27 protein-coding genes are annotated in these 25,601 nt (G+C 42.1%); 10 read left to right on the forward strand and 17 right to left on the reverse strand.

Going from position 1 to position 25,601, the window contains the following annotated elements; all coding sequences use genetic code 11:
- Nucleotide 1 precedes the first annotated feature (1 nt).
- Nucleotides 2-2,185, reverse strand: a complete 2,184-nt coding sequence (locus ACA086_RS00465; protein ID WP_371001242.1) for an acylase — start codon at nucleotides 2,183-2,185, stop codon at nucleotides 2-4.
- 147 nt (nucleotides 2,186-2,332) lie between these two features.
- On the opposite strand from ACA086_RS00465, the gene ACA086_RS00470 reads away from it, so the two are divergent.
- Nucleotides 2,333-4,069 carry an ABC transporter ATP-binding protein gene (locus ACA086_RS00470; protein WP_371001243.1) on the forward strand — a complete coding sequence of 579 codons (1,737 nt, stop codon included), beginning with the start codon at nucleotides 2,333-2,335 and terminating at the stop codon, nucleotides 4,067-4,069.
- A 3-nt stretch (nucleotides 4,070-4,072) separates the two neighbouring features.
- Here ACA086_RS00470 and ACA086_RS00475 read toward each other — a convergent pair whose 3' ends face one another.
- The 9 genes from ACA086_RS00475 to ACA086_RS00515 form a co-directional block, all read right to left on the reverse strand.
- Nucleotides 4,073-4,402, reverse strand: coding sequence for a 2Fe-2S iron-sulfur cluster-binding protein (locus ACA086_RS00475; RefSeq protein ID WP_371001244.1), 330 nt, complete (start codon nucleotides 4,400-4,402; stop codon nucleotides 4,073-4,075).
- A 2-nt stretch (nucleotides 4,403-4,404) separates the two neighbouring features.
- Nucleotides 4,405-5,472 carry an NAD(P)/FAD-dependent oxidoreductase gene (locus ACA086_RS00480; RefSeq protein WP_371001247.1) on the reverse strand — a complete coding sequence of 356 codons (1,068 nt, stop codon included), beginning with the start codon at nucleotides 5,470-5,472 and terminating at the stop codon, nucleotides 4,405-4,407.
- A 46-nt stretch (nucleotides 5,473-5,518) separates the two neighbouring features.
- Nucleotides 5,519-5,761: a NifU family protein gene (locus ACA086_RS00485; protein WP_369748233.1), complete on the reverse strand. Its 243-nt coding sequence runs from the start codon at nucleotides 5,759-5,761 to the stop codon at nucleotides 5,519-5,521.
- A 2-nt stretch (nucleotides 5,762-5,763) separates the two neighbouring features.
- The gene (locus ACA086_RS00490; RefSeq protein ID WP_371001249.1) at nucleotides 5,764-6,903 is read right to left on the reverse strand and encodes a P-loop NTPase; all 1,140 of its coding nucleotides are present in this window, start codon (nucleotides 6,901-6,903) and stop codon (nucleotides 5,764-5,766) included.
- A gap of 145 nt (nucleotides 6,904-7,048) precedes the next feature.
- On the reverse strand, nucleotides 7,049-7,393 hold the full coding sequence (locus tag ACA086_RS00495) for an MGMT family protein (protein WP_371001250.1): 345 nt from the start codon (nucleotides 7,391-7,393) through the stop codon (nucleotides 7,049-7,051).
- A complete protein-coding gene (locus ACA086_RS00500) occupies nucleotides 7,386-8,024 on the reverse strand; it encodes a LysE family transporter (RefSeq protein ID WP_369748230.1) in 639 nt (212 codons plus the stop codon). The genes ACA086_RS00495 and ACA086_RS00500 overlap by 8 nt, the downstream gene beginning before the upstream one ends.
- Complete coding sequence (gene trmB / locus ACA086_RS00505) at nucleotides 8,021-8,698, reverse strand: tRNA (guanosine(46)-N7)-methyltransferase TrmB (protein WP_371001251.1); 678 nt, start codon at nucleotides 8,696-8,698, stop codon at nucleotides 8,021-8,023. The genes ACA086_RS00500 and trmB overlap by 4 nt, the downstream gene beginning before the upstream one ends.
- 55 nt (nucleotides 8,699-8,753) lie before the next feature.
- On the reverse strand, nucleotides 8,754-9,812 hold the full coding sequence (locus ACA086_RS00510; RefSeq protein WP_371001252.1) for a sensor histidine kinase: 1,059 nt from the start codon (nucleotides 9,810-9,812) through the stop codon (nucleotides 8,754-8,756).
- Nucleotides 9,812-10,498: a response regulator transcription factor gene (locus tag ACA086_RS00515; RefSeq protein WP_371001253.1), complete on the reverse strand. Its 687-nt coding sequence runs from the start codon at nucleotides 10,496-10,498 to the stop codon at nucleotides 9,812-9,814. The genes ACA086_RS00510 and ACA086_RS00515 overlap by 1 nt, the downstream gene beginning before the upstream one ends.
- A gap of 298 nt (nucleotides 10,499-10,796) precedes the next feature.
- On the opposite strand from ACA086_RS00515, the gene ACA086_RS00520 reads away from it, so the two are divergent.
- From ACA086_RS00520 to ACA086_RS00530, 3 genes are all read left to right on the forward strand, one after another.
- The gene (locus ACA086_RS00520; RefSeq protein ID WP_371001254.1) at nucleotides 10,797-11,108 is read left to right on the forward strand and encodes a T9SS type A sorting domain-containing protein; all 312 of its coding nucleotides are present in this window, start codon (nucleotides 10,797-10,799) and stop codon (nucleotides 11,106-11,108) included.
- A 190-nt stretch (nucleotides 11,109-11,298) separates the two neighbouring features.
- Entirely contained in the window at nucleotides 11,299-11,622 is a 324-nt protein-coding gene (locus tag ACA086_RS00525) for a T9SS type A sorting domain-containing protein (protein ID WP_371001255.1), read from the forward strand.
- Between the two features lie 78 nt (nucleotides 11,623-11,700).
- On the forward strand, nucleotides 11,701-12,678 hold the full coding sequence (locus tag ACA086_RS00530; protein WP_371001256.1) for an acyl transferase: 978 nt from the start codon (nucleotides 11,701-11,703) through the stop codon (nucleotides 12,676-12,678).
- A 16-nt stretch (nucleotides 12,679-12,694) separates the two neighbouring features.
- On the opposite strand, the gene tyrS is transcribed toward ACA086_RS00530, so the two are convergent.
- Complete coding sequence (gene tyrS, locus ACA086_RS00535; RefSeq protein WP_371001258.1) at nucleotides 12,695-13,996, reverse strand: tyrosine--tRNA ligase; 1,302 nt, start codon at nucleotides 13,994-13,996, stop codon at nucleotides 12,695-12,697.
- Between the two features lie 102 nt (nucleotides 13,997-14,098).
- On the opposite strand from tyrS, the gene ACA086_RS00540 reads away from it, so the two are divergent.
- Nucleotides 14,099-15,118, forward strand: coding sequence for an NAD-dependent epimerase/dehydratase family protein (locus tag ACA086_RS00540; RefSeq protein WP_371001260.1), 1,020 nt, complete (start codon nucleotides 14,099-14,101; stop codon nucleotides 15,116-15,118).
- Between the two features lies 1 nt (nucleotide 15,119).
- Here the strand turns inward: ACA086_RS00540 and ACA086_RS00545 are convergent, their stop codons facing one another.
- From ACA086_RS00545 to ACA086_RS00555, 3 genes are read right to left on the reverse strand one after another with little or no spacing between them, the layout of a single operon-like run.
- A complete protein-coding gene (locus ACA086_RS00545) occupies nucleotides 15,120-15,524 on the reverse strand; it encodes a DUF4296 domain-containing protein (protein WP_371001261.1) in 405 nt (134 codons plus the stop codon).
- Nucleotides 15,521-16,858: a dihydroorotase gene (locus ACA086_RS00550; RefSeq protein ID WP_371001262.1), complete on the reverse strand. Its 1,338-nt coding sequence runs from the start codon at nucleotides 16,856-16,858 to the stop codon at nucleotides 15,521-15,523. The genes ACA086_RS00545 and ACA086_RS00550 overlap by 4 nt, the downstream gene beginning before the upstream one ends.
- Nucleotide 16,859: 1 nt before the next feature.
- The gene (locus ACA086_RS00555; RefSeq protein ID WP_371001263.1) at nucleotides 16,860-17,588 is read right to left on the reverse strand and encodes a polyprenol monophosphomannose synthase; all 729 of its coding nucleotides are present in this window, start codon (nucleotides 17,586-17,588) and stop codon (nucleotides 16,860-16,862) included.
- A gap of 131 nt (nucleotides 17,589-17,719) precedes the next feature.
- Here ACA086_RS00555 and ACA086_RS00560 point away from each other — a divergent pair, with 131 nt between their 5' ends.
- From ACA086_RS00560 to ACA086_RS00570, 3 genes are read left to right on the forward strand one after another with little or no spacing between them, the layout of a single operon-like run.
- Nucleotides 17,720-19,384, forward strand: a complete 1,665-nt coding sequence (locus ACA086_RS00560; RefSeq protein WP_371001264.1) for an ArnT family glycosyltransferase — start codon at nucleotides 17,720-17,722, stop codon at nucleotides 19,382-19,384.
- The gene (locus ACA086_RS00565; protein WP_371001265.1) at nucleotides 19,384-20,040 is read left to right on the forward strand and encodes a DUF4271 domain-containing protein; all 657 of its coding nucleotides are present in this window, start codon (nucleotides 19,384-19,386) and stop codon (nucleotides 20,038-20,040) included. The genes ACA086_RS00560 and ACA086_RS00565 overlap by 1 nt, the downstream gene beginning before the upstream one ends.
- Before the next feature lie 5 nt (nucleotides 20,041-20,045).
- Nucleotides 20,046-20,792, forward strand: a complete 747-nt coding sequence (locus ACA086_RS00570) for a uroporphyrinogen-III synthase (RefSeq protein WP_371001266.1) — start codon at nucleotides 20,046-20,048, stop codon at nucleotides 20,790-20,792.
- Between the two features lie 14 nt (nucleotides 20,793-20,806).
- Here ACA086_RS00570 and pckA read toward each other — a convergent pair whose 3' ends face one another.
- Nucleotides 20,807-22,423 carry a phosphoenolpyruvate carboxykinase (ATP) gene (gene pckA, locus ACA086_RS00575; RefSeq protein WP_371001267.1) on the reverse strand — a complete coding sequence of 539 codons (1,617 nt, stop codon included), beginning with the start codon at nucleotides 22,421-22,423 and terminating at the stop codon, nucleotides 20,807-20,809.
- Between the two features lie 66 nt (nucleotides 22,424-22,489).
- On the reverse strand, nucleotides 22,490-22,876 hold the full coding sequence (locus tag ACA086_RS00580) for a DUF423 domain-containing protein (RefSeq protein ID WP_371001269.1): 387 nt from the start codon (nucleotides 22,874-22,876) through the stop codon (nucleotides 22,490-22,492).
- Between the two features lie 79 nt (nucleotides 22,877-22,955).
- Here ACA086_RS00580 and ACA086_RS00585 point away from each other — a divergent pair, with 79 nt between their 5' ends.
- Together ACA086_RS00585 and ACA086_RS00590 are read left to right on the forward strand one after the other, a co-directional pair.
- Nucleotides 22,956-24,329, forward strand: coding sequence for a saccharopine dehydrogenase family protein (locus ACA086_RS00585; RefSeq protein ID WP_371001271.1), 1,374 nt, complete (start codon nucleotides 22,956-22,958; stop codon nucleotides 24,327-24,329).
- A gap of 47 nt (nucleotides 24,330-24,376) precedes the next feature.
- Entirely contained in the window at nucleotides 24,377-24,847 is a 471-nt protein-coding gene (locus tag ACA086_RS00590) for an Lrp/AsnC ligand binding domain-containing protein (RefSeq protein WP_371001272.1), read from the forward strand.
- 43 nt (nucleotides 24,848-24,890) lie between these two features.
- On the opposite strand, the gene ACA086_RS00595 is transcribed toward ACA086_RS00590, so the two are convergent.
- Nucleotides 24,891-25,586: a zinc metallopeptidase gene (locus tag ACA086_RS00595; RefSeq protein ID WP_371001274.1), complete on the reverse strand. Its 696-nt coding sequence runs from the start codon at nucleotides 25,584-25,586 to the stop codon at nucleotides 24,891-24,893.
- Between the last annotated feature and the right edge of the window lie 15 nt (nucleotides 25,587-25,601).

Below are 25,601 nucleotides of genomic sequence, written 5' to 3' on the forward strand. Positions count from 1 at the left end.
TTCACTTTCGTTTTCCCGGATTATAGGTCTCCTCGGCTTTCTCTAATACCTCCTCTTTGTAAAATAGTACGTCCTTGAACTCAGTATCAGCATACATCTGTGCCTGATCGTCAAAATGAGGGGAGGAAGGGTCACCGCTCTGGCCTCCGGTCAAAATACTCTTGGCTTTTACTTTATCCCCGAATTCTACAACAGCAACAAAGCTGTTGCCACGGGTTCCATAGATCTTTTTGGTATTGTTGTCATAGCGAGCTCCATAGGCCGCAAGGGCGCCCCACCGACCTGAAGCATATCCAATAGGAATGCTGGGTTTAGCATCGTCAAAAGGCTGTCTAATGTCCCCGTTTAAACGCTGATAGCGGTTGACTTCCCCCCAGGGCATTTTCCAGGTGCCAAAATCCTTTTCCAATTCCATAATTACATCATTAAATATCTTCAGTCTTTCCTCCATTGGGGATTTAGTTCCAAAATACCTCATTGCTTCCATATCACTCATTTTATATGGACGAGACCCATTTCTGCCGAATTGCGTACCATAAAAGTGGGCTAACGTCATGGCTACCGATTCCTTGTTTGTTTTGAAATCCCATTCACGAAGAACATCAATGGCTTGTCCTAAGTCGGCATTCTTATTTCGCGACAGATCAAAGGCCTCAACCAAACCAGGAATTAAGGCTTCAAACGCCGGCAAATAGGGGTCGTGGGCCAGTGTTATAAGGCTGTCAAGTGTGTATCCTTTTATATCCTTTAACAATTCGATGGCGTGGATTCCCCGAAAATTCTCACGGTCTATAGACATGTACTTCGGATAATCTTCTCTTTTCGGACTATATTCCATCGCCGCAGTAAAGGGGGTGGAATTGCAATTTTGAATCCAGCCGTTAGGCGGGTTCAGCAAAAGGATGTTTTCATCTACCGTATGCAGGCCCTGCCAGTCTGTTTTGGGATCCCTGCCTTCCACCGGATTTGAATAGTCGTAAACCGTGTCCCTTACCGGGATAAAATTCCCATGGAAATAGGCGATATTCCCCTCAGAATCTGCATATACTGTGTTGTTTGATGAGTTGGTCCTTATGTCCATCATTTTTCTAAAACCCTCATAGCCGTCTTGTTTTGTCCTGATATAAGACTGTTCCAGTGCTTTAACAGGTTCCCACATCATAGCAGAAGCCACTACCCTATCCCCGGCCATATGGGTAATCGGGCCGTGGTGGGTACGGTAAGCAGGAAAGGTCTTTTCTTTCAGCTGCTCGCCTTCTTTGTATTTGAGTGTAATCTCAGATACCTCCACCGGCCTTAATTCTTCCCCGTACTGATAAAAGGGTTCTCCTTCCATTTCCACAATGGTTTCCACGAATTCATCCATTACATCTGTATATGTAGATGTATGCATCCAGCCTGTTTTTTCGTTGAATCCCTGATAGATAAAAAATTGCCCCCAGGTAACCGCACCATAGGCATTTAAACCCTCTTCACTGTTCATATGGACTTCTCCCCTGAAATAGAATGAGGTATGAGGGTTGATAAGGAGCATGGCGTTTCCGGATTGAGTGAGATCTCCCGAAATAGCTATACCATTCGATCCCTGTGGTTCGAGTTCGGCTTCTTTTTTCTCAATCTCTAAGTCGACGGATTCGGGAAAGGAAATCCCTCTCTCGTACATCGCCTGCAATTTCCGGGTACTGATACGTTCTATATCGCCCCCTATTGAACCTTCACTAAAGTACATCGGCATCCAGGGTTCAAACCTTGTAAGTAATCTGGGTTTTACTTCCGGATGGGTATACAGGTAATAATTGATGCCATCGGCAAAGGCATCGCACAATTCCTTTAACCACTGAGGGCTGTTTTCATACTGTGCTATGGCTTCCTCCTCACTCATAAATAATCGCGCCCTTAAATCACTATAAATGGCTTCTTCTCCTTCTACTTCGGCCAGCCTCCCTATTGCCCAGATATAGTTCTGTTCAACTCTGTTAAAATCGTCTTCACATTGGGCGTAAAGTAGCCCGAAAACGGCATCGGCATCTGTTTTACCGTAGACATGAGGAACACCAAAACTGTCGCGGATGATCGTCGTGTTTTCAGCATGTGATTCCCACCGTTCCAGTTCACTTAACTGACCATTTGATTTACAGGAATTCGCTATCAATATCAAAATCAGTAGTACGGATACTAATCTCATTCTTTTCATAGGTATAAATTGAACAATTGTGAATTTAATCGACTTACACCGGAAAAACTAATTATCTTTTTCTGATTGTATCTGACAGCCCTGCCCAATGCCTTTTTATATGTATCTTGCGTCCCCTTTTCCTAATTTTATTCACATATGGCTGATAAAAAAGTAAGTATTTTAAATGCCTTTAAAACCATTATATGGCCCAGGCGGAATTTAGTTTTCATCGGTCTTATCCTTATAGTGATAAGCAAGGCCGCAAGCTTTGTGGCCCCCATGTCATTGAAATACCTGATGGACGATATCATTCCCAATAAGGACGTCCCTCTTTTAAAAATCCTTATAGGAATTGTTATTGCCGCCATCCTGGTTCAGGCCGTTACTTCCTTCCTGCTTACCAAAATCTTAAGTGTTCAGGCCCAGTATATGATCTCAGAACTAAGAGCACAGGTACAGCATAAGATTCTGGCCCTCCCCATCCGATTTTTTGACAATACAAAGTCGGGCGAACTAGTATCCCGCATCATGACAGACGTTGAAGGTGTTCGCAACCTAATCGGTACCGGACTTGTCCAACTGGTTGGAGGTACCATAACGGCTGTAGTTGCTTTGATCCTGTTGCTGAACATCAGTGTGTCCATGACGCTGTTTGCCCTGGTGCCACTTGCTATCTTTGCAGTAGTTGCCTTAAAAGCCTTTAAGATCATAAGACCCGTTTTCAGGAACAGGGGGAAGATCAATGCCGAGGTAACAGGTAGATTAACCGAGACCCTGGGCGGTATTCGGGTAATCAAAGGATTTAATGCTGAGCAGCAGGAACATTCCATTTTCCAGGAAGGGGTACACAAACTTTTTCAATATGTAAAAAAGAGTCTGACCGCCACGGCCGTCATGACCAGTTCTTCTACCTTCTTACTGGGCGTAGCTACTACAGGGATTATGGGTATTGGGGGTTATAAAATCATGACAGATGCCCTTACCCTGGGTGAATTCCTGGAATTTACTTTTCTGCTCGGACTCATGGTGGCGCCCATAGTACAAATGAGCAATATCGGGAGTCAATTAAGTGAGGCCCTTGCAGGACTCGATCGTACAGAAGAATTGATGAATATGCCGGAGGAAGAAAATCCAGAATTTAGAACTCTCACTCCCGAAAATATCAGAGGTCATTTTATTTTCGACGATGTTTCCTTTGCCTATGAAGAGGAAAAAGAGGTGCTTCACAATATTAGCTTTGAAGTCCCTGCAGGTACTACAGTAGCCTTAGTTGGAAGTTCAGGTTCAGGTAAAAGTACAATTGCAGGCCTCGCAGCCAGCTTCCTGAACCCCAATTCAGGTAAGATTACGGTTGACGGACACGATCTATCGAGGATCGTTTTAAAAAACTTCAGACAATACCTCGGTGTTGTTCTGCAGGATGATTTCCTCTTTGAGGGTACCATCAGGGAGAATATTCTTTTTCCACGGCCAGATGCCTCAGAGGATGAGTTGCTGAATGCCGTAAAAGCAGCTTATGTCGATGAATTTACAGACCGCTTTGAGGATGGTCTTGATACGCTTATAGGCGAACGCGGAATAAAACTCTCAGGAGGACAACGTCAGAGGATTGCAATTGCCCGGGCAGTCCTGGCAAATCCCAGGATATTGATCCTGGACGAGGCCACGTCCAATCTCGATACCGAAAGTGAAGGGCTAATACAACAGAGTCTGGCGGCATTGACAAAAGGAAGGACCACCTTTGTTATTGCACACAGGCTGAGTACTATCCGGAAAGCTGATCAGATATTAGTTATTGAAAACGGACGCATCACAGAAACGGGAACACATGATGAACTTATTGCAAAGGAAGGGCGCTATTATAATCTGTTTACCTACCAGGCAAGAATCTAAATCTCAACTTTCAGGAGCTATAGTTACCTCCAGTTCATCCAAGGTATTTTCCAGTGGAATCTGACAACCTAACCGACTATTTTCTTTTACGTAAAATGCCTCAGACAGCATCGCTTCTTCCTCATCGGTTTTTTTTGGAAGAGGATGTGTAGAATCAATATAAACCTGGCAGGAGGCGCACATCACCATGCCTCCACAGACACCAATGGTTCCTTCAGGAGCCAATTCCCATGATCTAACCAGTTCCATCAGGTTCATGTTCATATCGGTAGGCGCCTGAATCCTGTGTGTGGCTCCTTCTCTATCCCTGATTGTAATCTGAATATCGCTCATGTTTAAACAATAGCTTTTACCACAGCTTTAGGCGCTTCTTTTTTAGAACCATCAAATCCCTGAACACCCCCTACGGTGGTGTATTTTAAGACATATCTTTTATTCGGATTGATTTTCTGATACGCGCTTTGACACATCAGGGTGGCCTCGTGGAATCCACAGAGGATGAGCTTAAGTTTACCCGGATAGGTATTAACATCTCCAATAGCATAAATGCCGGGAATGTTCGTCTGATAGTCGAGTGAATTATTCACTTTTATAGCATTCCGCTCAATCTCCAGGCCCCAATCAGCAATCGGCCCGAGCTTGGGAGAGAGACCGAACAGGGGAATAAAATGATCTGTCTCGATATTGTAGTCACGAGTAACCCCTTTGCTTTCTTCTTGTCTCACAGTAGCCCATTCAAGCTTTTGACTTCCACCAAGCGCAACGATTTCTGCAGGGGTAATTAAAGTTACTTTGCCCTGGTTCTTCAAAACCTGTAGTTTTTCTACTGAATCGAGTGCCCCTCTGAATTCATTTCTTCGATGGACCAGAGTTACTTCTTTAGCCACATCAGAAAGGAAGATGGTCCAATCCAGTGCAGAATCACCCCCTCCTGCAATTAAAACCTTTTTGTCTCTGTATCTCTCGGGGTCTTTGATCATATATTCCACACCCTTTTCTTCGTAATCCTCAAGCTTATCCAAAAGTGGCTTCCGGGGTTCAAAACTACCCAAACCCCCTGCGATTGCAATAATGGGTGCGTGGTGTTGGGTTCCCTTATTAGTGGTAACAATAAAGGTGCCGTCTTCCTGATGGTCGATAGTTGTAGCCTGTTCTCCAAGTGTGAAACCGGGTTGAAATGGCTTAATTTGCTCCATAAGATTATCGATGAGCTCTCCTGCAAGAATTTCAGGAAATCCAGGAATATCGTATATGGGTTTCTTGGGATAGATTTCGGCACATTGCCCGCCAGGCTGTGGCAGGGCGTCTATAATATGGCATTTTAGTTGAAGTAAACCAGCTTCAAAAACGGCAAACAAGCCTGTAGGCCCTGCTCCGATTATCAGGATATCTGTTTTAATCATACTTTTTTTCTTAGTTCAAGGAAAGGAAAGTGATTTCGACTGACATTCAGTTTAAGAGATTAACTACCTGCTCGATTTGTGGGGCGTGCTTTTTAATCGTCATCTCTACTCCGCTTTTCAGCGTCATCTGATTTACACTACAGCCCACACAATTCCCTTCGAGACGTACCTTGACCAGATTGCCGTTCTCGATGGATACAAGGGAAATATCACCTCCATCGCTTTGTAAAAAAGGCCTTATCTCATCAAGGGCTTTTTCTACTTTGATCTTAAGTTCATCAGCCGTCATTATTATTTCTTTTTAACGGCAGAACAACCTGCCATTGTAGTTATTTTAATAGCTTCCGTAGGAGGCATGCTTTTATTTCTCCTCACAAGTTCCTGCACTGAGTTTCTGGTGATTTCTTCAAAAGAAGATTCCATTGGTGTAGAGGTTTGCAGGGCTGCTGGCCTTCCAACATCTCCTGCTTCACGAATACTCTGTACCAGAGGCAGGGCCCCTAAAAACGGCACCTCCATATCTTCCGCCAGATTTTTTGCCCCGTCCTTTCCAAAGATATAATACTTGTTTTCGGGAAGTTCTGCAGGCGTGAAATACGCCATATTCTCAACGATCCCCAGTACAGGTACGTTGATTGCTTCCTGCTGGAACATGGCTACCCCTTTCCTGGCATCGGCAAGGGCGATCTCTTGTGGAGTACTCACCACTATTGCTCCTGTTACGGGCAAAGCCTGCATTATACTAAGATGAATATCCCCGGTCCCCGGAGGCAGATCAATAAGAAGGAAATCCAATTCGCCCCAATGTGCATCAAAGATCATCTGATTGAGCGCTTTGGCAGCCATGGGGCCTCTCCAGATAACAGCCTGATTGGGCTGGGTAAAAAATCCGATGGACAAAATCTTTACCCCGTAATTCTCAATAGGTGCCATTTTCGACTTCCCTTCCACCTCAACGGCCAGTGGTTTTTGTGAGGCCACATCAAACATGATGGGGATAGAGGGACCATAAATATCAGCATCCAGTATCCCTACATTGAATCCCATTTTAGCCAGTGTGGCGGCGAGATTGGCTGTGACAGTAGATTTTCCAACACCTCCTTTACCGGAGGCAACTGCTATGATATTATTTATACCGGGAATGGGCTTCCCTTTAATTTCATTGGCCTTGGGTGTGGCCGGGGCATCCACTTTAAGGTTAACAGTGATCTTCGCCTTTTCGTAAACCTCCCTGTGAATTGCCTGCAAGATTGAAACCTCCGTTTTCTTTTTGGCCTGAAGACTGGGATTTTTAATAATGATATCCACCACAACCTCATCTCCAAAAGTCTGAATATTCTTTACCGCCCCGCTTTCGACCATATTCTGTCCTTCTCCTGGTACTGAAATAGTCTGCAGTGCTTTTAAAATGTCTTTTTTATCTAGTTTCATCCTTTTAAAACCCCTCTTCAATGTATAATCATTCTAAACAACAAAGATAGGGCTTAGTACTGAGATTTGGAAAGAACTGAATGGAAATGACTTATAGCGAAATACCGCTTTTTTATAATGATTTTTAAACCGGTTTCGATCCTGTCTATTGGGGTTCTCCGAGTTCCTTCATAGGATCCCAGAAATGTTTGTCAAAATCCTGAATCTGATCATCTACAACGACGAGACCTTCATTCTCCAGCAATTGCTGCATGAGGTTGGTACCGCCGAAATGATGTTTCCCGGTGAGGAGTCCTACTCTATTCACCACGCGATGTGCCGGTATATCTTCCCTGTCTACCACATTGTTCATAGCCCAACCCACCATTCTCGCACTTCGGGCAGCTCCCAGATACCTGGCAATGGCACCATAAGATGTCACCTTTCCATAGGGTACCTGCCTTACCAGTTCGTATACGCGGCTAAAGAAGTCGGTAGCTTTTTTATCCATGATCACTGTTGTATAACCTGATTAGGGTAATTAAAAGTAAAATCACCATCAGGCCACTCAGGATATAGTTTGAATTTCTGGAAAAGGTCTTATTCTTCAATTCCAGTTTATTAAAATAAAAGGTGTAAAGATAGAGTACAGTGAAGGTTCCCATTCCGGCAGAAAGTACAAAGGTGGCAATATCCCAAACCTCAAATTTAATCCATCCAGAGGCATTCCACATCACATTGAGTCCGCTGTAATAAGGTATCGTCAGTAAATTCAAAGCAGCCAAAAGCATCCCTTTAAAAAAGCTGTTCTTTTTGCTTATTTTTTCTATACGGATCTTCTTGGGCTTAAACCGTTTGGCCATAATGAAGAAGTAAATAGCAAAAAAAGCAAAGATCCCAACAGCTATCTTCATCAACAGATCGATGATTTCCGGGTTATTGTAAAGGAACTTGGAGATCAGCACAGCGATATAGGCCTGCATCATGATCATCGTTGATACCCCGAGGCTAAAAATGATCCCGTTATTCTTCCCCTTTTCCACACTCGTTTTAGCTGCATTCATGTTAAGCAGGCCCGGTGGGACTGTCGCCATAAAAGCTGCAGAAAAAGTGACAAAGAATAATATTAGGAGATGGGTCATAAAGCAGGCATCCTGAATTTTAAATAGGTGATGGGTTTCCCCAGCTCAAGATACTGATTTTCGTAAAAGGTTTGAATTTCCAGAACTTCCTTCGGACTCCCCTCGTTTTTGTATACATCGTGATTGGAATACATAATTTCCATATTCATGGCCTGGAGTATCCCCAGGGTATAACCATGCATGAATTCACTGTCGGTCTTCAGATGTACCAGCCCGTTCTCCTGTAAGACCAGGGAATACTTTTTTAAGAATTCGAGATTTGTCAGCCTGTGTTTTGTTCTTTTAAACTTAATCTGCGGATCGGGAAATGTGATCCATATCTCAGATACTTCTCCCCGGGCGAATAAGTCATCGATTAAACTGATCTGCGATCTGATAAAAATGACGTTTGTAAGAGATTCCTCCAATGCCGTTTTAGCCCCCCTCCATAGGCGGGCGCCTTTTATGTCGATCCCGATATAATTAATTTCGGGATGCATCCTTGCGAGGCCTATTGTATATTCCCCCTTCCCGCAGCCGAGTTCCACCACCAGAGGGTTATGGTTACCGAAAACCTCAGCCCAGTTTCCTTTATGGGGAAACACGCCCTTAAGGACTTCATCCCGCAAGGGCTGAAACACATTGGGAAAGGATTCGTTTTCTTTAAATCTTTTGAGTTTATTCTTGCTCCCCACAAAATACCTGTATTGATTTTTACAAAACTACGTATTTCGAAAAAGGCTGCTTGAACTATTCACGGGATTTCTTTGTTTTTTCAAGAGTGAATGAAAATTCAGACCCTACATCGACGGCACTTTCCACATAGATTTTTTCCCCATGTGCCTCAATAATATGCTTTACGATGGCCAGACCCAGCCCGGAACCTCCTTCTTTCCGGCTTCCACTTTTGTCGATCCGGTAAAATCGCTCAAAAATGCGGGGCAAGTGGCTTTCCGGAATACCTTCGCCATTATCCGTAACTCTTACAATCACTTTGTTTTTAATGAGGTCTTCCACACTCACCTCCGTAGTCCCATCGGAGTGTCCGTATTTAATAGAATTGACGATGAGATTTGTTATCACCTGCTGAAGCTTTTCCCTGTCACCCCGCACAAAAATCGGTTGCTTGTAATCCATATCGAAGGTTAAGCTGATATTTTTTTTTGCCGCCTTCATTTCGAGTAGTTCAAAGACATTGTTGATTAATTCAATAATATCAAAGGTGTCTATATCCAGACTGAGCTCTCCGGCTTCTAATTTTGTGATAAGATCGAGGTCTTTTACAATATAAATAAGCCTTTCTACTCCTTTACTGGCTCTTAGAAGGTATTTTTTGCGAATTTTTTTGTCTTCCATTGCCCCTTCAAGCAGGGTAAGAATGTATCCCTGTACTGTGAACAGTGGCGTCTTCAGCTCATGCGAAACATTCCCCAGAAAATCCTTTCTGTAGGCTTCCCTGATTTTCAGCGTATCTATTTCAATTCTCTTATCCTTGGCAAATTTTTCAATTTCCTCAGTAAGAGTTGCCATATCAGTAGTGATAGGACCCATGGCTAATGATGAGGATTCGAGCAATGAAACATCATCATATATCTTTTTTATCCTTCGATAGATAAATTTCTCAACCCTAAATTGAATGACAAGAAAAGAAACTCCAAAGATCAGGAAGATCGCAATGACCAGAACTGGCCAGTACTTCCAGAGAGAAAAAAAGTAAAATAGTGTAAGAGCTAGAAGCAGGAGAAAAATGGAAATGTAAAATGAAGACCTCAGGGCAAACTTATAGGATTTCCTCAGTTTTATGGCCATTATAATACAAACTTATAGCCTACTCCTTTGACCGTTTTAAAGTGATGGTCTCCGATTTTTTCTCTTAATTTTCGAATATGTACGTCTATAGTGCGGCCGCCAACCACCACTTCCTGCCCCCAAACTTTGTCTAAAATAACTTCTCTCTTAAAAACCTTATCAGGTTTGGAAGTAAGCAGGGATAGTAATTCGAATTCTTTACGGGGTAATATAATTTCTTTCCCATCATTCACCACCTTATACTCTTCCCTGTTTATAACGATTTTTCCAACCTTTTTAATCTCAGGCTGTGGATCATCTTTTTCCTTTAATCTTCTCAATAACGATTTTACTTTGCTGACGAGCACCTTTGGTTTAATAGGTTTTGTGATATAATCGTCGGCCCCAGCGTCAAAACCTGCAACTTGCGAATAATCTTCTCCCCTCGCGGTAAGAAAAGTTATAATGGTATCCTGAAGTCCATCCGTATTGCGTATTTTTTCGCATGCCTCAATCCCGTCCATTTCGGGCATCATCACATCCAGGATAATGAGGTGAGGCTTCTTTTTCTTCGCCTTTTCTACCCCTTCAACCCCATTTTTAGCTGTTGATACCTGATAGCCTTCAGATGACAAATTGTATTTTAGTATCTCCAGGATATCTGGCTCATCATCAACCAGAAGGATGCGAATATCTTGCTTCTTCATTAATTCCAAGTTTATGGATCCAATCAAAAATATAAATAAAAAACACACCCTAAAGATTCATCTGTTCGAAATGTTGATCATAACAATTTTATAACATAGAATAGGTGTAGAACTGCAAAGGCCCGGAGGAGGTATTGAACAGAAATTATGTCAAAATTGACTTCATATTGGTATGATTAATGATATACAAGGGAATAAAGGTGCATTTCATCGAATTTCTTAGTTAGAATAAGCCTTGTGACAATAATGGAATCTCAAAATAAGTATATTTGTTCTGTACCTATGTAACCCCCTCAGTATGAAGCACTTTTACCTACTAGCTTTTTTATTGGTTTTTTCTGCCGGGCTTGCTCAGGACAAGCCTTCAAATCCGGGTGAAATTGCGGGATTCAATCTCTATCCCAATCCTGTCACTAATGGCAAGATTTATATTGAAACCAAAGCTAATGCACCTAAAAAAATACTCATCTTTGATGTATTGGGTACTCGGGTAATCGAAACGACTATTTTAGGGAAAGAATTGAATTTGTCAGACCTCGACTCAGGTGTGTATGTTCTCCGGGTACAGGAAAAGAATAAGACCGCTACCCGAAAATTGATCATCAAATAGCAATATCCCCCTGATTTTAATCAACTTAAGACGATCCAGAATTTAATTGCCAGGTCGATAAAATGATCTTTTTTATCGACGAAATGCTTCGCGATAATTTTTCACCTACAATTTCCTCTGATTCACAACAATTTGTAGGGTCAGTGGGGGTCTTTAGGTATCTTTAGGTATTGATCCCAAATCAATATTGATGAAAATACTCTACTTAACCGCTTTCCTTTTGGTTTCCCTATGGAGTTATGGCCAGGAAAAACCTAAGGCTGAAACTGGTCCGTCCCAGGAAATCCCCAATTTCAAATTATATCCGAATCCTGCCTACAGTGATGTGGTGTATATTTCATCCGATTACAATGACACCAAGATCATAACCGTTTACGACGTGCTTGGAGAAGTTGTACTCAGGGATCGTATCTCCACCAATTCCCTGAATATTTCCCGCTTGGTTCCCGGGGTTTACGTTTTACAAGTAAAGGAGAGGCATAAATCCATGACAAGGAAGCTGGTGGTTAAGTAGCAATCATACTCCAGTCTCATTTTATACTCGTCGCTCACAGGCTTATTATTTACTACTTTTGGCGAAGCATAGCACGCCATGGACCCCAACAGGATTTTCACTATTAAGAACAAGCAGGAATTCGATGCGACAGCCATTTCAGTTTTCCAATATCAATACCTGAATAATCCCGTCTACAGAGAGTTTTGCCGGCATGTTGGCAAAGATCCGGGTGTGATTAATACCCCCTCAGACATACCATTTTTACCCATAGAATTCTTCAGAAAAAAGCAGCTAAGTTGTTCTTTTGCCAGGCCTGAGATAGTTTTTACCAGTAGTGGTACTACATCTTCACTCCCCAGCACACATCTAATCACCGATCTGAACCTTTACAAACAGAGTTTTCGCAAAGGATTTGAACTTTTTTACGGAGATCCGAAAGATTATTGTATTCTGGCCTTACTCCCTTCCTATCTGGAACGATCTGGCTCTTCCCTTGTTTATATGGTGCAGGATCTGATCAAGCTAGGTAGCCATCCCCAAAGTGGATTCTACCTTAAAAATCTGCCCACTCTGGCAAACCATCTCAGAAAACTGGACGATGAAAGCACTAAAACCCTCTTAATAGGAGTGTCATTTGCACTTTTGGATCTGGCCGAACAACATCCAATGGAACTGAAGAATACCATAATTATGGAAACCGGAGGAATGAAAGGGCAGCGGAAAGAACTGATTCGGGAAGATCTTCACAGACATATCAGGCAGGCGTTCGGGCTAAAGTCAGTTCATTCCGAATACGGGATGACAGAGCTTCTTTCCCAGGCGTATTCAAAAGGCGAAGGGGTGTTTTATTCCCCTCCCTGGATGGAAGTTTTTATCCGTGACACCGAAGATCCGTTAAGTCTTATGGAAGCAGGGAGAACCGGTGGAGTCAATATAATTGATCTTGCCAATCTGTATTCATGTTCTTTTATCGCTACCCAGGATCTGGGACGACTATGTCCCGGGGGAGGTTTTGAAATTCTTGGTCGATTTGATAACGCCGACATCCGGGGATGCAACCTGATGGTCTTGTAAGCTCAATTTCTGAATTTTAGCTATCTGAAACGGCTAAAATAAAATAGCTTTTCTTACCGCGCTGTAAGAGAACATACTTATCATTGATAAGGTCTGATTCTTTGATCACATACCCCTCGGTAACCTTCTCCTTATTCACAGAAATGGAATTTTGCTTCAGTTCCCTTCTCGCTTCTCCATTGGAATTTAGAAATCCTGTATTTGCAGCCAGGGCAGCTATTATGTCGAGTCCGTTGGTGATATCCCCCCTGGATACCTCTGCCTGAGGAACTCCTTCAAAGACCTCCAGGAAGGTGTATGCATCAAGTGATTTGAGATCAGAGGAAGTAGATTTACCAAAGAGGATAGTACTGGCCCTGATCGCATTCTCAAGATCGCTTTTGGAATGAACCATGGTGGTCACCTCTTCCGCCAATTTTTTTTGTAGTGTTCTCAAATGCGGTGCCTGCTGGTGCTCATTAACCAGGCTTTCAATTTCTGCCCGCGACAGGAAGGTAAATATCTTGATGTACTTTTCGGCATCTTCATCCGAGGTATTGATCCAATATTGATAAAATTTATAAGGAGAGGTCCTATGGGCGTCAAGCCAGACATTTCCATCTTCTGATTTACCAAATTTAGTTCCATCTGCTTTTGTGATAAGGGGGCAGGTTAATGCATATCCTTTCCCACCTCCTATACGCCTGATCAATTCAGTTCCCGTGGTAATATTCCCCCACTGATCACTTCCTCCCATCTGGAGGGTACAGTTGTAATTCTGATACAAATACAGAAAATCGTATCCCTGTACTAACTGATAGGTGAACTCCGTAAATGACATACCCTCTTTAGCCTCTGCATCCAGTCTTTTTCTAACAGAGTCCTTCGCCATCATATAATTCACGGTAATGTGCTTTCCCACATCCCTTATGAAGTCGAGAAAACTGAAATCCTTCATCCAGTCGTAATTATTGACAAGGACTGCACCGTTTTCAACATCTGTATCAAAATCGAGAAAGCGGGATAGTTGCTCCCTTATTGCTTCCTGATTTAGTCTCAGCGTTGTTTCATCCAGCAAATTACGTTCACTGGATTTACCCGAAGGATCCCCTATCATTCCGGTCGCACCTCCGATAAGGGCATAGGGCTTATGCCCGGCAAGCTGAAAATGCCTCAGCATCATCACCCCTACCAAATGACCAATATGAAGTGAATCTGCGGTAGGATCAATCCCCACGTAAGCCGATTGCATTCCCGACATCAGGTGCTCTTCTGTTCCGGGCATCACATCGTGGAGCATGCCCCGCCATTTCAATTCCTCTACAAAATTTGAATCCATCAGGTTACCTTTTCTAAGAATGATGCAAAGATAAAAGAAATACTATGGAGCCAAACCTCCATAATTGTAAATATATCCGTGAGTTTTAAGTATTTTAGACCCATGATCTTAGTGACCGGAGGAACTGGTTTAGTAGGTGCACATTTACTGTATAAACTACTTAGTAATAACAAGGAGGTAAAAGCTATTTACCGGACTGAAGAATCTCTTCAAGAGGTTGTTTCAATCTTTGAGCATTATACCAAAGAGGCCAGCTCTTTGTTTAAAAAAATAATCTGGGTCAGGGGTGACATAACCGATGTGCCTTCCCTGGAAAGTGCTTTTAAAGGGGTAACACAAGTCTATCATGCTGCGGCCATGATCTCTTTCAACCCGGCTGCCTGGGAATCCCTAAAAAAAACAAATGTTGAGGGTACGGCCAATGTGGTTAACCTATGTTTGGCACATCAGGTTAAAAAATTGTGCTATGTGAGTTCAATTGCAGCGATAGGAAAGGGAGAAGAGAAAGGGATAGTGACAGAAGAAAATGACTGGGTAGAATCTGAAACCAGTGTTTACGCCTTGTCAAAACATCTTGCTGAAATGGAAGTTTGGAGGGGATCTCAGGAAGGCCTTCGCGTAGTAATAGTGAATCCGGGTGTTGTTCTGGGTCCGGGTAACTGGAATCAAAGCAGTTTGAAATTCTTTAATAAAGCAGCGAATGGCATGCGGAGATATTTCCCGGGTGGAACCGGATTTGTCGCTGTAATCGATGTGGCGTCGGCCATGTTTAAACTTATGGAGTCGGAAGTTTACAACGAGCGGTTTATTTTAGTAGCCGGCAATATGAGTTTTAGAGAACTGCTAACTGAGATTAGCAATTCATTTGGAGTGGTACCCCCGGCAAAACAAATACCCTTTTGGATGATGGAGGCAGGCTGGAGGCTCGACTGGTTTAGCCATTACTTTCTCAATACAAAGAGAAGACTTACGCGGGATACCGTGAATTCCCTCAAAAAACAGCAGCATTATTCTTCAGAAAAAATTAAAAAGATCATTGATTTTGAATTCTCAGGTCTACATAAGAGCATCAAAACAACCTGTGAATATCTACGCGGGAGATACCCTGAAGCCTTTGAGTAATCTATTCCCTTAAAACGGAGTCCTTTATCTGCCTGCTCCTTTTTACCAGACTGTCATTCCGCTTCTTCCTGTTTTCTTCAATTTGCTCCTTTTCGTCCTCCAACCGGGCGGCAACTTCTTTGTAAATGGACTCATAAACCAAGGGCTTGGAAGCGTAGTAGATATCGCTTTTTACAAATTGCAGACTATCTACACCATATTGATCAAACAGAAAGGTAGTTGGATTATCAAAATGTGTTTCAAGAATAGCCTGATTGGTACCTTTTGCCGAATTGAGGATGGCAAGGTCGTATAACAATCTGGTCATTTTTTCCTTAGGGATCAGATTATCCGGTTTTTCAACAACCTCCTCTGCACAGGAACAGAGAATGATCAATGACATAAAAGTGAGAATCCTGATTTTCATGATCGGTTAAAAGTTAATCGTTTTGCCCGTCTTTCTTTTGAAAAAGCACCATGTTCATATGCCAGGTGTCCGTTGACAAAGGTATGTGTAATCTTTGATTTAAAGGATGTACCTTCAAACGGTGACCATCCACATTTGTAATAAAGATTCTCCCTATTTACCTGCCAAGGATCATTGGGATTCACCATTACCAAATCTGCAAAGTACCCTTCGCGCAAGTAGCCCCTATCTTTGATATCGAACAGGATCGCCGGATTATGACACATTTTGGCAACCATGGTTTCCCTACTAATTTTACCTTGCAGCATTTTCTCCATCATTGCAGGTAAAGCGTGCTGTACCAGTGGTCCACCTGAAGGGGCTTTCATATAAGCCTGATCTTTCTCGTCAAGGGTGTGAGGCGCATGATCTGTGGCCACCACATCAATCCTGTTATCAAGCAAAGCTTTCCACAATCCTTCTCTGTCGCTCGATTTCTTTATTGCAGGATTCCATTTAATATGGGTGCCATATTTTTCGTAATCTTCATCTGAAAACCAAAGGTGATGCAAACATACTTCTGCTGTAATCCTCTTCTCACTTAACGGTATATCATTTGAAAACAACTCTAATTCTTTAGCCGTAGACAAGTGGAATACATGAAGGCGGGCACCCGTCCGTTTTGCAAGTGCAACAGCTTTGGAGGAGGAGAGATAGCAGGCATCTTCACTTCTGATCTTCGGATGATACTTCACAGGAATATCATCACCAAATTCATTTTGATACTTGGCCAGATTCTGCCTTATCGTTGTTTCATCTTCACAATGAGCTGAAATGACCATTTCTGTGTTTCTGAATATCTGCTCTAAAACAAGTTCATCATCTACCAGCATATTCCCTGTGGAGGAACCCAAAAAAAGCTTAACTCCCGAACAAGCATTCTTATCCAGGCGCTTTAATTCCTCGAGATTGTCATTCGTCCCTCCAAAGAGAAAAGAATAGTTTGCATAGGAAGATTGTGCTCCCATCTGAAACTTTTCTTCCAGTTTCTCAAGTGTTGTCGTTTGAGGGTTGGTATTAGGCTGTTCCATAAAAGTGGTAATTCCACCGGCAATTGCAGCCCGACTTTCAGTGGAAATAGAGCCTTTGTGTGTTAGGCCAGGTTCTCTGAAATGTACCTGGTCGTCAATGATACCAGGGAATAGATAGCTGCCTTCTGCATCGATTGTGATTGCGGACTCAGATGTTATAGATGGGGCTATCTTGGCTATTCTTTCACCATCAATCAGCAAATCTGCTTCATGTGTAATCCCCTCATTGACTAACAAAGCGTTTTTGATTAATGTCTTTCCCATTTTAAAAACCATTTCTATTAAAAAGGCTGCGCAACCTCATACTAATGACCCCAAAAACTGCTTCCCAGATAATAGAGGAGCTCATTTTTGATTTCCCTTTTTCCCTGTCAGTAAAGATAATGGAGACCTCTTCAATTTTGAATTTTTTCAGATATGCTCTGTATTTCATCTCAATTTGGAAAGCATAACCAATAAATTTAACTGAATCCAGGTCCAGGGCTTCCAGTACTGTACGTCTATAACATACAAAACCAGCTGTTGGATCATGAACACGCATCCCTGTAATGAACTTTACATAAAACGAAGCTCCATATGAGAGTAGTATTCTGAAAAGAGGCCAGTTTACAACATTTACTCCCTTTTTATACCGCGATCCTACGACAACATCTGCCCCGTTCACACATGCCCTGTACAATCTCGGAAGGTCTGTGGGTCTGTGGGAGAAGTCGGCATCCATCTCAAAAATAAAAAGGTAATCTCTTTCCAGGGCCCATTTAAATCCATGAATATAAGCAGTCCCAAGGCCAGATTTCTCAATACGTTCTTCCAGAAACAGCTTCCCTTCGTATTTTTTTTGCAATACCCTTACCGCATTACCCGTACCATCGGGAGAGTTATCGTCTACCACCAAAACATGGAAATCCTTCTGAAGTTCGAATACGGCCTCAATTATGGCCTCTATATTCTCGATCTCATTATAGGAAGGAATTATTACTAAACTATCTGTCATCAAATAAGGGAGATTAGGGCAAAAATAAGGCTTTCAAATGACTGTATAAGAATCGGGTTTAATTTTTCTTATCCGGTTTAGCCAAGAGATAGATGCGATTATTTGTAATTTTGAACTGTAGCTGACTTAGAATGAAACAAAAGTTTCCTGTACTCTTTCTGTATATTCTCCTCTCCGTATTCATCCTGAACCTCCTTCAGGCTAATTTCACGCAATTACTTTTCGACGAAGCTTACTACTGGTATTACGCCAAGGATCTCGATTGGGGATATTTTGATCATCCGCCTATGGTGGCCTTTCTAATTGCTCTTGGAAGTGTGTTATTTGAAAATGAACTGGGTATACGCCTGCTGAGTTGTTTCCTGGGTACAGGAACAATAGGCATTCTCTGGCTTTTAGTGGATCATCCCAAAAAAAGGGATTTTATCCCCCACTTTTTTGTTCTGGTACTTTCCATGACTTTGGTTCATGCGTATGGCTTTTTAATGCTGCCGGATACGCCCCTTCTCTTTTTTACGGCTCTGTTCTTTCTGGCCTACAGGTATTTCCTAAAGAAGCCAGGATTCCTGGCTGCCCTCTTTCTTGGCCTGGTCATGGCGGCACTGATGTATAGCAAGTATCATGCCTTCCTGGTCATATTTTTTGTCCTGCTCTCAAATTTACGTTTACTGCAAAATCCATATGCCTGGCTTGCCGTTGTTGTATCACTGCTCAGTTATTCACCCCATTTTTTGTGGCTGTATGAACACGATTTTGTTTCCGTCAAATATCACCTTTTTGAAAGGCCAAACAGGCCGTATGAGTTTTTCGATTTTACCCTGGGCTTTATTGTAAATTTGATTGCCATTTTCGGCCTTACATTCTACTGGATCTACCAGGCTCTCTTTAAATACAAAGAGAAAGGACTCTTTCTTCGTGCCTTGAGATTTGTCACTTTCGGAGTATTGCTGTTTTTTCTTCTTTCCAGTCTGCAACGGCGGGTCCAGACACAATGGATCATCGTAATATGTATCCCGGCAGCTATTTTGGTTTACAACTATATGCTGACAGATAAACTGACCCGAAAATGGATTTTCAGAATGGGTCTGGTCAATATTTTAATTTTGCTTTTCCTGAGGATAGGGCTGGTGTTCGAACCTCTTTTCCCCGTGGTTTATGAAACACACGGAAATAAAACTTGGGTAAAGAAAATCACTTGGCAAATAGGTGATATACCCGTGGTTTTTGAAAACTCGTACAGAATGGCTCCCATGTTTTCTTTCTATTCGGGAAATCCCTCCTATTCACTCAATAATGCCTGGTATCGGGAGAATCAATATTCTATTGATACAACCGAAGAATCCGTTCGTGGGAAGAAAGTACTTTATGTTTCAAAGTATTTGACAGATGGAGATATTTCTTTTACCATGCCAGATAACACCTTGTTTTATGGAGTGTATAAGAACCCCTTCCTGTCTTATAGAAAACTGAGAACTGAAATAATTGATTTGTCGGGTACAGAGATGGAAAGTCGGTTTGTCTTTGAACTGTATAATCCCTATGCTTTTGAAATTCCACTCGGTGAACTCGAGTTTGGATTGGCTTTGCTGGATTCGTACAAACAACTTATTGATATTATCCCATTGGAGGCTCGGCAAAGAGAGGAAGAAAACGAACATATAGCGGCTGGGGCTCGCTTGAGATTTCAATCCGAATTTCCTGAAGTCCCACTTGAAAAGGTAGCCTATGTAAAAGTGGTCATCTCTGAGAATGAATTGAGGTGGGGGCTAAATGGAACTAAAACTGCAATCGATTAATGGAACCAATTCTCAGGGAAATAACCAGTTCAGATTGGGTTACAATTATTATTTTTTCGAGCGGACTTTTTCTTGTACTTGCGAAAAGTTTGTTCTACAGCCGATTCCTGAATTTTATAATTCTGCCATTTAACAATAAGTACGTTTTTCTTTACAACAAAAAGGATAAGCTGATGAATTGGTTCCACATTTTTTTTACAGTTTTTCTTTTGCTGAATTTATCTCTCTTTTTATATATCGGCATCAATCTTTACCGTCCGGAGGAAGTAATTTCCTCCCCTATGCTATTTGCTCTGATCGCCGGACTCCTGTTTTTATTTCTCTTTGCAAAAATCATCACTCAGCTTGGCAGCAGTGCCATCTTTAATTCACAACCGATTATTTCCGATATTATTTTTAAAAAAATATCCTACCTAAATTACAGTGGCATGGTGTTGTTCCTTGTAAACCTTTTACTCTGCTATGTTTTTACAGGCTCTAAAACGGTTTATTTTATTGGGGTTGTTTTAATTTTATTGATTTTAATCATAGGATGGGTAACTATAATTAAAACGCATCTTAAGTTCCTTACTTCCTACTTTTTCTATTTTATTTTGTACCTTTGCGCACTCGAAATTGCCCCTTTGATCATTATTGTGAATGCTCTAAAAGTTTGATGTCTATGAAAATCAAAACGATTTTGGTATCTCAGCCGGAACCTAAGATGGAAAACTCTCCCTACCTCCGTCTTATTGAGAAAGAACATGTTAGGGTCGACTTCCGGCCATTTATTCATGTCGAAGGAGTTGATGCCAAAGCCGTTAGGCAGCAAAAGATAGATCTCAAAGAATTTACCGCCATAATTTTGACGAGCAGAAACTCTGTGGATCATTTTTTCAGAATTGCCGAGGAGATGAGGTTCAAAGTACCCGATTCCATGAAGTATTTTTGCCAGTCAGAAGCAGTGGCCTTTTACCTTCAGAAATACGTGGTTTACAGAAAGCGTAAAATCTACGTAGGGAAACGCAATTTCATCGATCTGCAACCCTTGTTTAAAAAATACAAGGATGAAAAATTTCTACTTCCCTCTTCGGATGTATTAAAATCGATTGTTCCGGATACTTTGGATGAAATGAAACTAAATTGGAAGCGGGGTATTTTTTATAAAACCGTGATTAGTGATCTTTCCGATCTTAGGAATGTATATTACGATGTTCTGGTTTTCTTCAGTCCGTCAGGAATAGAATCCCTCTTAAAGAATTTTCCCGACTTCGAGCAAAACAATACGAGGATAGCAGTTTTCGGAAATTCTACAATTCAGGCCGCTACAGAGGCTGGATTACGCATAGATATTAAGGCCCCGACTCCTGAAACTCCCTCAATGACAATGGCTTTGCAGAAGTATATCACCAGCGTCAATAAAAAGTAATTTCAGTTTTAGTATCAGAATCCGTATCGCTGAGGCCCGCCTCGCCGAATCTCTTCATTGGCATAAGCCTCAAATTTCACAAAATTCTCGCGGAAAGCGTTAGATAATTTAAACGCAGTCTTGTAATAAGCCTCGTCGTTATTCCAGGTTGAACGTGGACTAAGGACACTTATTGGTACTCCCGGACATGATCTGGGCTGGGCTACACCAAATACAGAATGAATATGGTAGGTGTCATAGGAATAAAGTCCCAGTGCCCCGCTCAGGGCAGCGTGAATCATGGCCCTGGTATATTTTAATTTCATTCTCGTTCCAACTCCATAGGGTCCGCCTGTCCAACCCGTGTTCACAAGCCAAACATTTACTCCTGATTCCTTCATCTTTCTGCTGAGCATTTCAGCATATTTAGTAGGATGCAAGGGCATAAATGGTGCGCCGAAACAGGCAGAGAAAGAAGGGATAGGTTCCACAACGCCCGCCTCAGTACCTGCAACTTTAGCCGTATAACCTGAAATGAAATGATAGGCTGCCTGACTGGGTGTAAGTTTGCTGATGGGAGGTAAGACCCCAAAGGCGTCTGCTGTGAGAAAAAATATGTTTTTGGGATTCTTCCCTATGGAAGGCTCCTGGATGTTATCGATATGATATATTGGATAACTTACCCTTGTATTCTGGGTTATAGACGTATCCCCAAAATCGACATTTCCCTGTTCGTCCATAATTACATTTTCAAGGATGGCTCCTTTCTTTATCGCCTTGAAAATCCCGGGTTCATTTTCCTTAGATAAGTTGATCACTTTTGCATAGCATCCCCCTTCAAAATTAAAGATGGTGTTTTCTGCCGTCCATCCATGCTCATCATCCCCGATAAGTCTCCTGTCTGGATCCGTTGATAGGGTGGTCTTTCCAGTACCAGACAAACCAAAGAAAATAGCAGTATCTCCTTCTTCACCAACATTGGCGGAACAATGCATAGGGAGGGTGTTTTGATATACGGGAAGCAAGAAATTAAGGGCAGAAAATATACCCTTCTTAATCTCACCTGTGTATCCCGTCCCTCCGATCAGGGCAATTTTTCGTGTAAAGTTGAGGATGGCAAAATTGTGTTGTCTTGTACCTGTCTTTTCAGCATTCGCCATAAAGCCCGGAGCATTGACCACGATCCAGTCTGCATCAAAAGACTCCAATTCTGTCTCTGAGGGCCTTATAAACATATTATAGGCAAACAGGTTAGACCAGGGATATTCATTGATCACCCTGATTCCCAGCCGATAATCCTTATCTGCACAGGCAAAACAATCTCGCACAAAAACTTCTTTCTCGGATAAATATGTTACTACCTGATCGTATAGTTCATCAAATTTTCCCGGCTCAAAGGGTTTATTGATGGGGCCCCACCAAACCTTATCCTCGGTAATCGCGTCTTTGACAATAAATCGGTCCTGGGGAGATCTCCCGGTAAATTCGCCTGTATTTACAGCAAGAGCACCCGAAGAAGCTTCCTTTCCCATTCCATTATCAACAGTGATCTTGTGAAGTTCTTCAGGATCTAATTGATAGTGAACATTTTTGCTGTTGATCCCATAGGGATTTAACGAAATCGTTTTCGTAGATGAATCAGATGAGGTCATAAATGACTTATTTTATACCACAAAACTAGAAAATTATTGGAGGCCGCCACAGAAAATATAGCATCTTTATTTAAAGTACTTAAAAATGCGATATCCCAATAGAATCCATGCTGTGATCAGAATCGCACCCCCAAGAGGAGTTATAAAAGCAATACCTTCCAGATTGATCGAATGGAGACTGCTTGTAGCCAATAAATAGATTGAGAAAGAGAACAAAATGATTCCCAGTAGCAAGCACCAAAAGATCAACTTTTTACCTGGTTCAGCAATCTTTGAGGTTGATCCTAGCCACAAAAGCAACAAAGCGTGATACATTTGATAGGTTACAGCTGTCTTATAGCTGTCAAGAGACGACTCACTGATGAGTTCCTTTAATCCGTGTGCCCCGAATGCCCCCAAAAGAACGGCGGTAACCCCGAAGAAAACTCCAAAAAGTAAAATTGTTCTGTTCATAACTTAAAGTCGGTAAATTCTTATAAATGTAACAATTTGATACCTTAGTATTTTCTGAATTCAAAGGTAAAAAATAAGAATGAAGCGTAACATTTTGATATTTGGAGCGGGAAAGTCTACTTCCTACCTCCTCGACTATTTTAAAGAAAAATCTGAGAGTGAATCTCTGCATCTCACTATTGCTGATCTCCATATAGACAGGATACCCGAGACACTTAGAGAACATCCCTGCTGTACTCCCCTAAAACTGGATATCGGCGATGCCAAGGCCAGATCAAAGGCGATTGAAAAAGCAGATATCGTTATCTCTATGCTGCCGGCTCGGCTGCATCAGTCCGTGGCATCAGATTGCCTGGTTCACCGTAAAAATTTAGTAACCGCCTCCTATGTCAGCAAGGAAATGGACGCTATGAAAGAGAAGGTAAAAAAGGCCGGACTGATTTTTATTAATGAAATAGGTCTCGATCCGGGTATTGATCATATGAGTGCTATGCAGATCATTGATAAGATCAGGGCAAAAGGAGGGAGAATGCTTCTTTTCGAATCGTTTACAGGCGGGCTGGTTGCCCCCGAAAGTGACAATAACACCTGGAACTACAAATTTACCTGGAATCCAAGAAATGTAGTGCTGGCCGGGCAAGGTGGGGCTGCAAAGTTTATACAGGAAGGCACATATAAATATATCCCTTATCACAAATTATTCAGGCGTACAGAATTTATGGAAATCCCCGGATACGGAACTTTTGAAGCCTATGCCAACCGTGATTCGCTCAATTACAGGGAGGCCTATGGCCTTCATCACGCCCTTACTCTTTATCGCGGCACCATGAGACGGGTTGGATTCTCCAAAGCCTGGAATATGTTTGTACAGCTTGGTATGACAGATGATAGTTATGAAGTTGAAGGTTCAGAGGACATGTCATACAGGGATTTTACAAATCTCTTTCTTCCCTATTCGCCTACTGATTCGGTAGAGCTAAAGCTCCGTCATTATCTGAAGATCGATCAGGACGATATTATGTGGAAAAAGCTGGTTGAACTCGACATATTTAATCCCGATAAAACGATCGACCTTAAAAATGCCACCCCTGCACAGATGCTTCAGAAAATTCTTGAAGATCAATGGACATTGCAAGAAGAGGACAAGGATATGATTGTTATGTATCACAAGTTTGGTTATGAACTCAATGGGAAAAAATATCAGATAGACTCCAATATGGTTGTTATAGGGCAGAACAGAACACATACTGCCATGGCTAAAACTGTGGGATTGCCGGTTGCCATGGCCACCTTGTTAATCCTGAATGACAAGATAAAGACTCCGGGGGTGCAAATTCCCTTGCGCAAAGAAGTGTATGAACCTATCCTCAGCGAATTAGAATCTTATGGGGTGATCTTTAAGGAATACGAGGTTCCCTATCTTGGCTATAATCCCGATTCGGTGGCAGGTTAAAGAGTGTAAGGAGAAATATTATATTTGTTTATAATTAAAATTAAAATATGCCATCCGCCATCGATAAAGTAAAAATAGACGGAATAGACAAAAAGATATTAAAATTTTTAATGGCCGATGCGAGAAAACCTATTCTCGAAATTGCCAGGAATATTGGTATTTCGGGGGCTGCCATACATCAACGTCTGCGGAAGCTTGAAAAATCAGGCCTTATTGCCGGTTCAAAATTCGTGATCAATCCAAAAATCCTGGGGTATACAACCATGGCTTATATTGGAATATTTCTCGATAAGGCTATGAGCAATCCCAGAGCTGTTAAGTCACTTGAAAAGATTCCCGAAGTTTTAGAATGTCATTACACCACGGGCAATTGGTCTATTCTGATCAAGGTTCTCTGTAAAGACAATGAACATCTTATGTACGTTCTCAATAAGAATATTCAGCAGATAGAAGGGGTTTCCAGAACCGAGACTTTTATTTCCCTTGATCAACAGATAGACAGGCAAATAATGATATAAAAAAACCCGGGAACTAGCCCGGGTTTATTCTAAAATCTTCGGATTAATCCCTTCCGCCTAACACTTGAAGGCCCCAGTATACCAAAGTGGCGAGAGAGCCTATAGCCGCAACAAGATAGGTCCTTGCTGCCCATTTTAAAGCATCTTCTGAACCCTTGTATTCTTCGGGCGTGACCATGTTCCTTTGTTTCAACCACGCCAGAGCACGATTACTTGCGTCGTATTCAACAGGTAGGGTAATAAAGCTAAAAAGCGTTGCCAAGCCCATCATAATCAAACCGGCAATAGCAACATACCAACCAAAACCGACTCCAGCAGCGGCACCAAGCATGATTCCGCCAAACACAATCCAGGTAGACATCCCGGATGTTACGCTCACCACAGGCACCAGTTTAGAGCGCATGGTAAGCCATTCATAGGCCTGAGCATGTTGAACCGCATGTCCGCATTCATGAGCAGCTACAGCCGCAGATGCTGCATTTCTTTGGCTGTACACACTTTCACTCAGGTTTACGGTTTTATTTACCGGATTGTAATGATCAGTCAGCATTCCTGAAGTGGAAACTACCTTAACATCTTTTATTCCGTGGTCGGCCAGCATTTTTTCGGCAATTTCGGCCCCGCTCATCCCGTTTCGAAGATGAACCCTGGAATAGTGTTTAAACTTACTTTTTAACTTGCTGCTCACCAACCAGCTCACAAGGGCAATGGCTCCCAACAAAATATAATAGGTCATCATAGTATTCGCATTTTA

The organism is Muriicola sp. E247, assembly GCF_041358175.1.
Taxonomy (GTDB): Bacteria; Bacteroidota; Bacteroidia; order Flavobacteriales; family Flavobacteriaceae; genus Muriicola.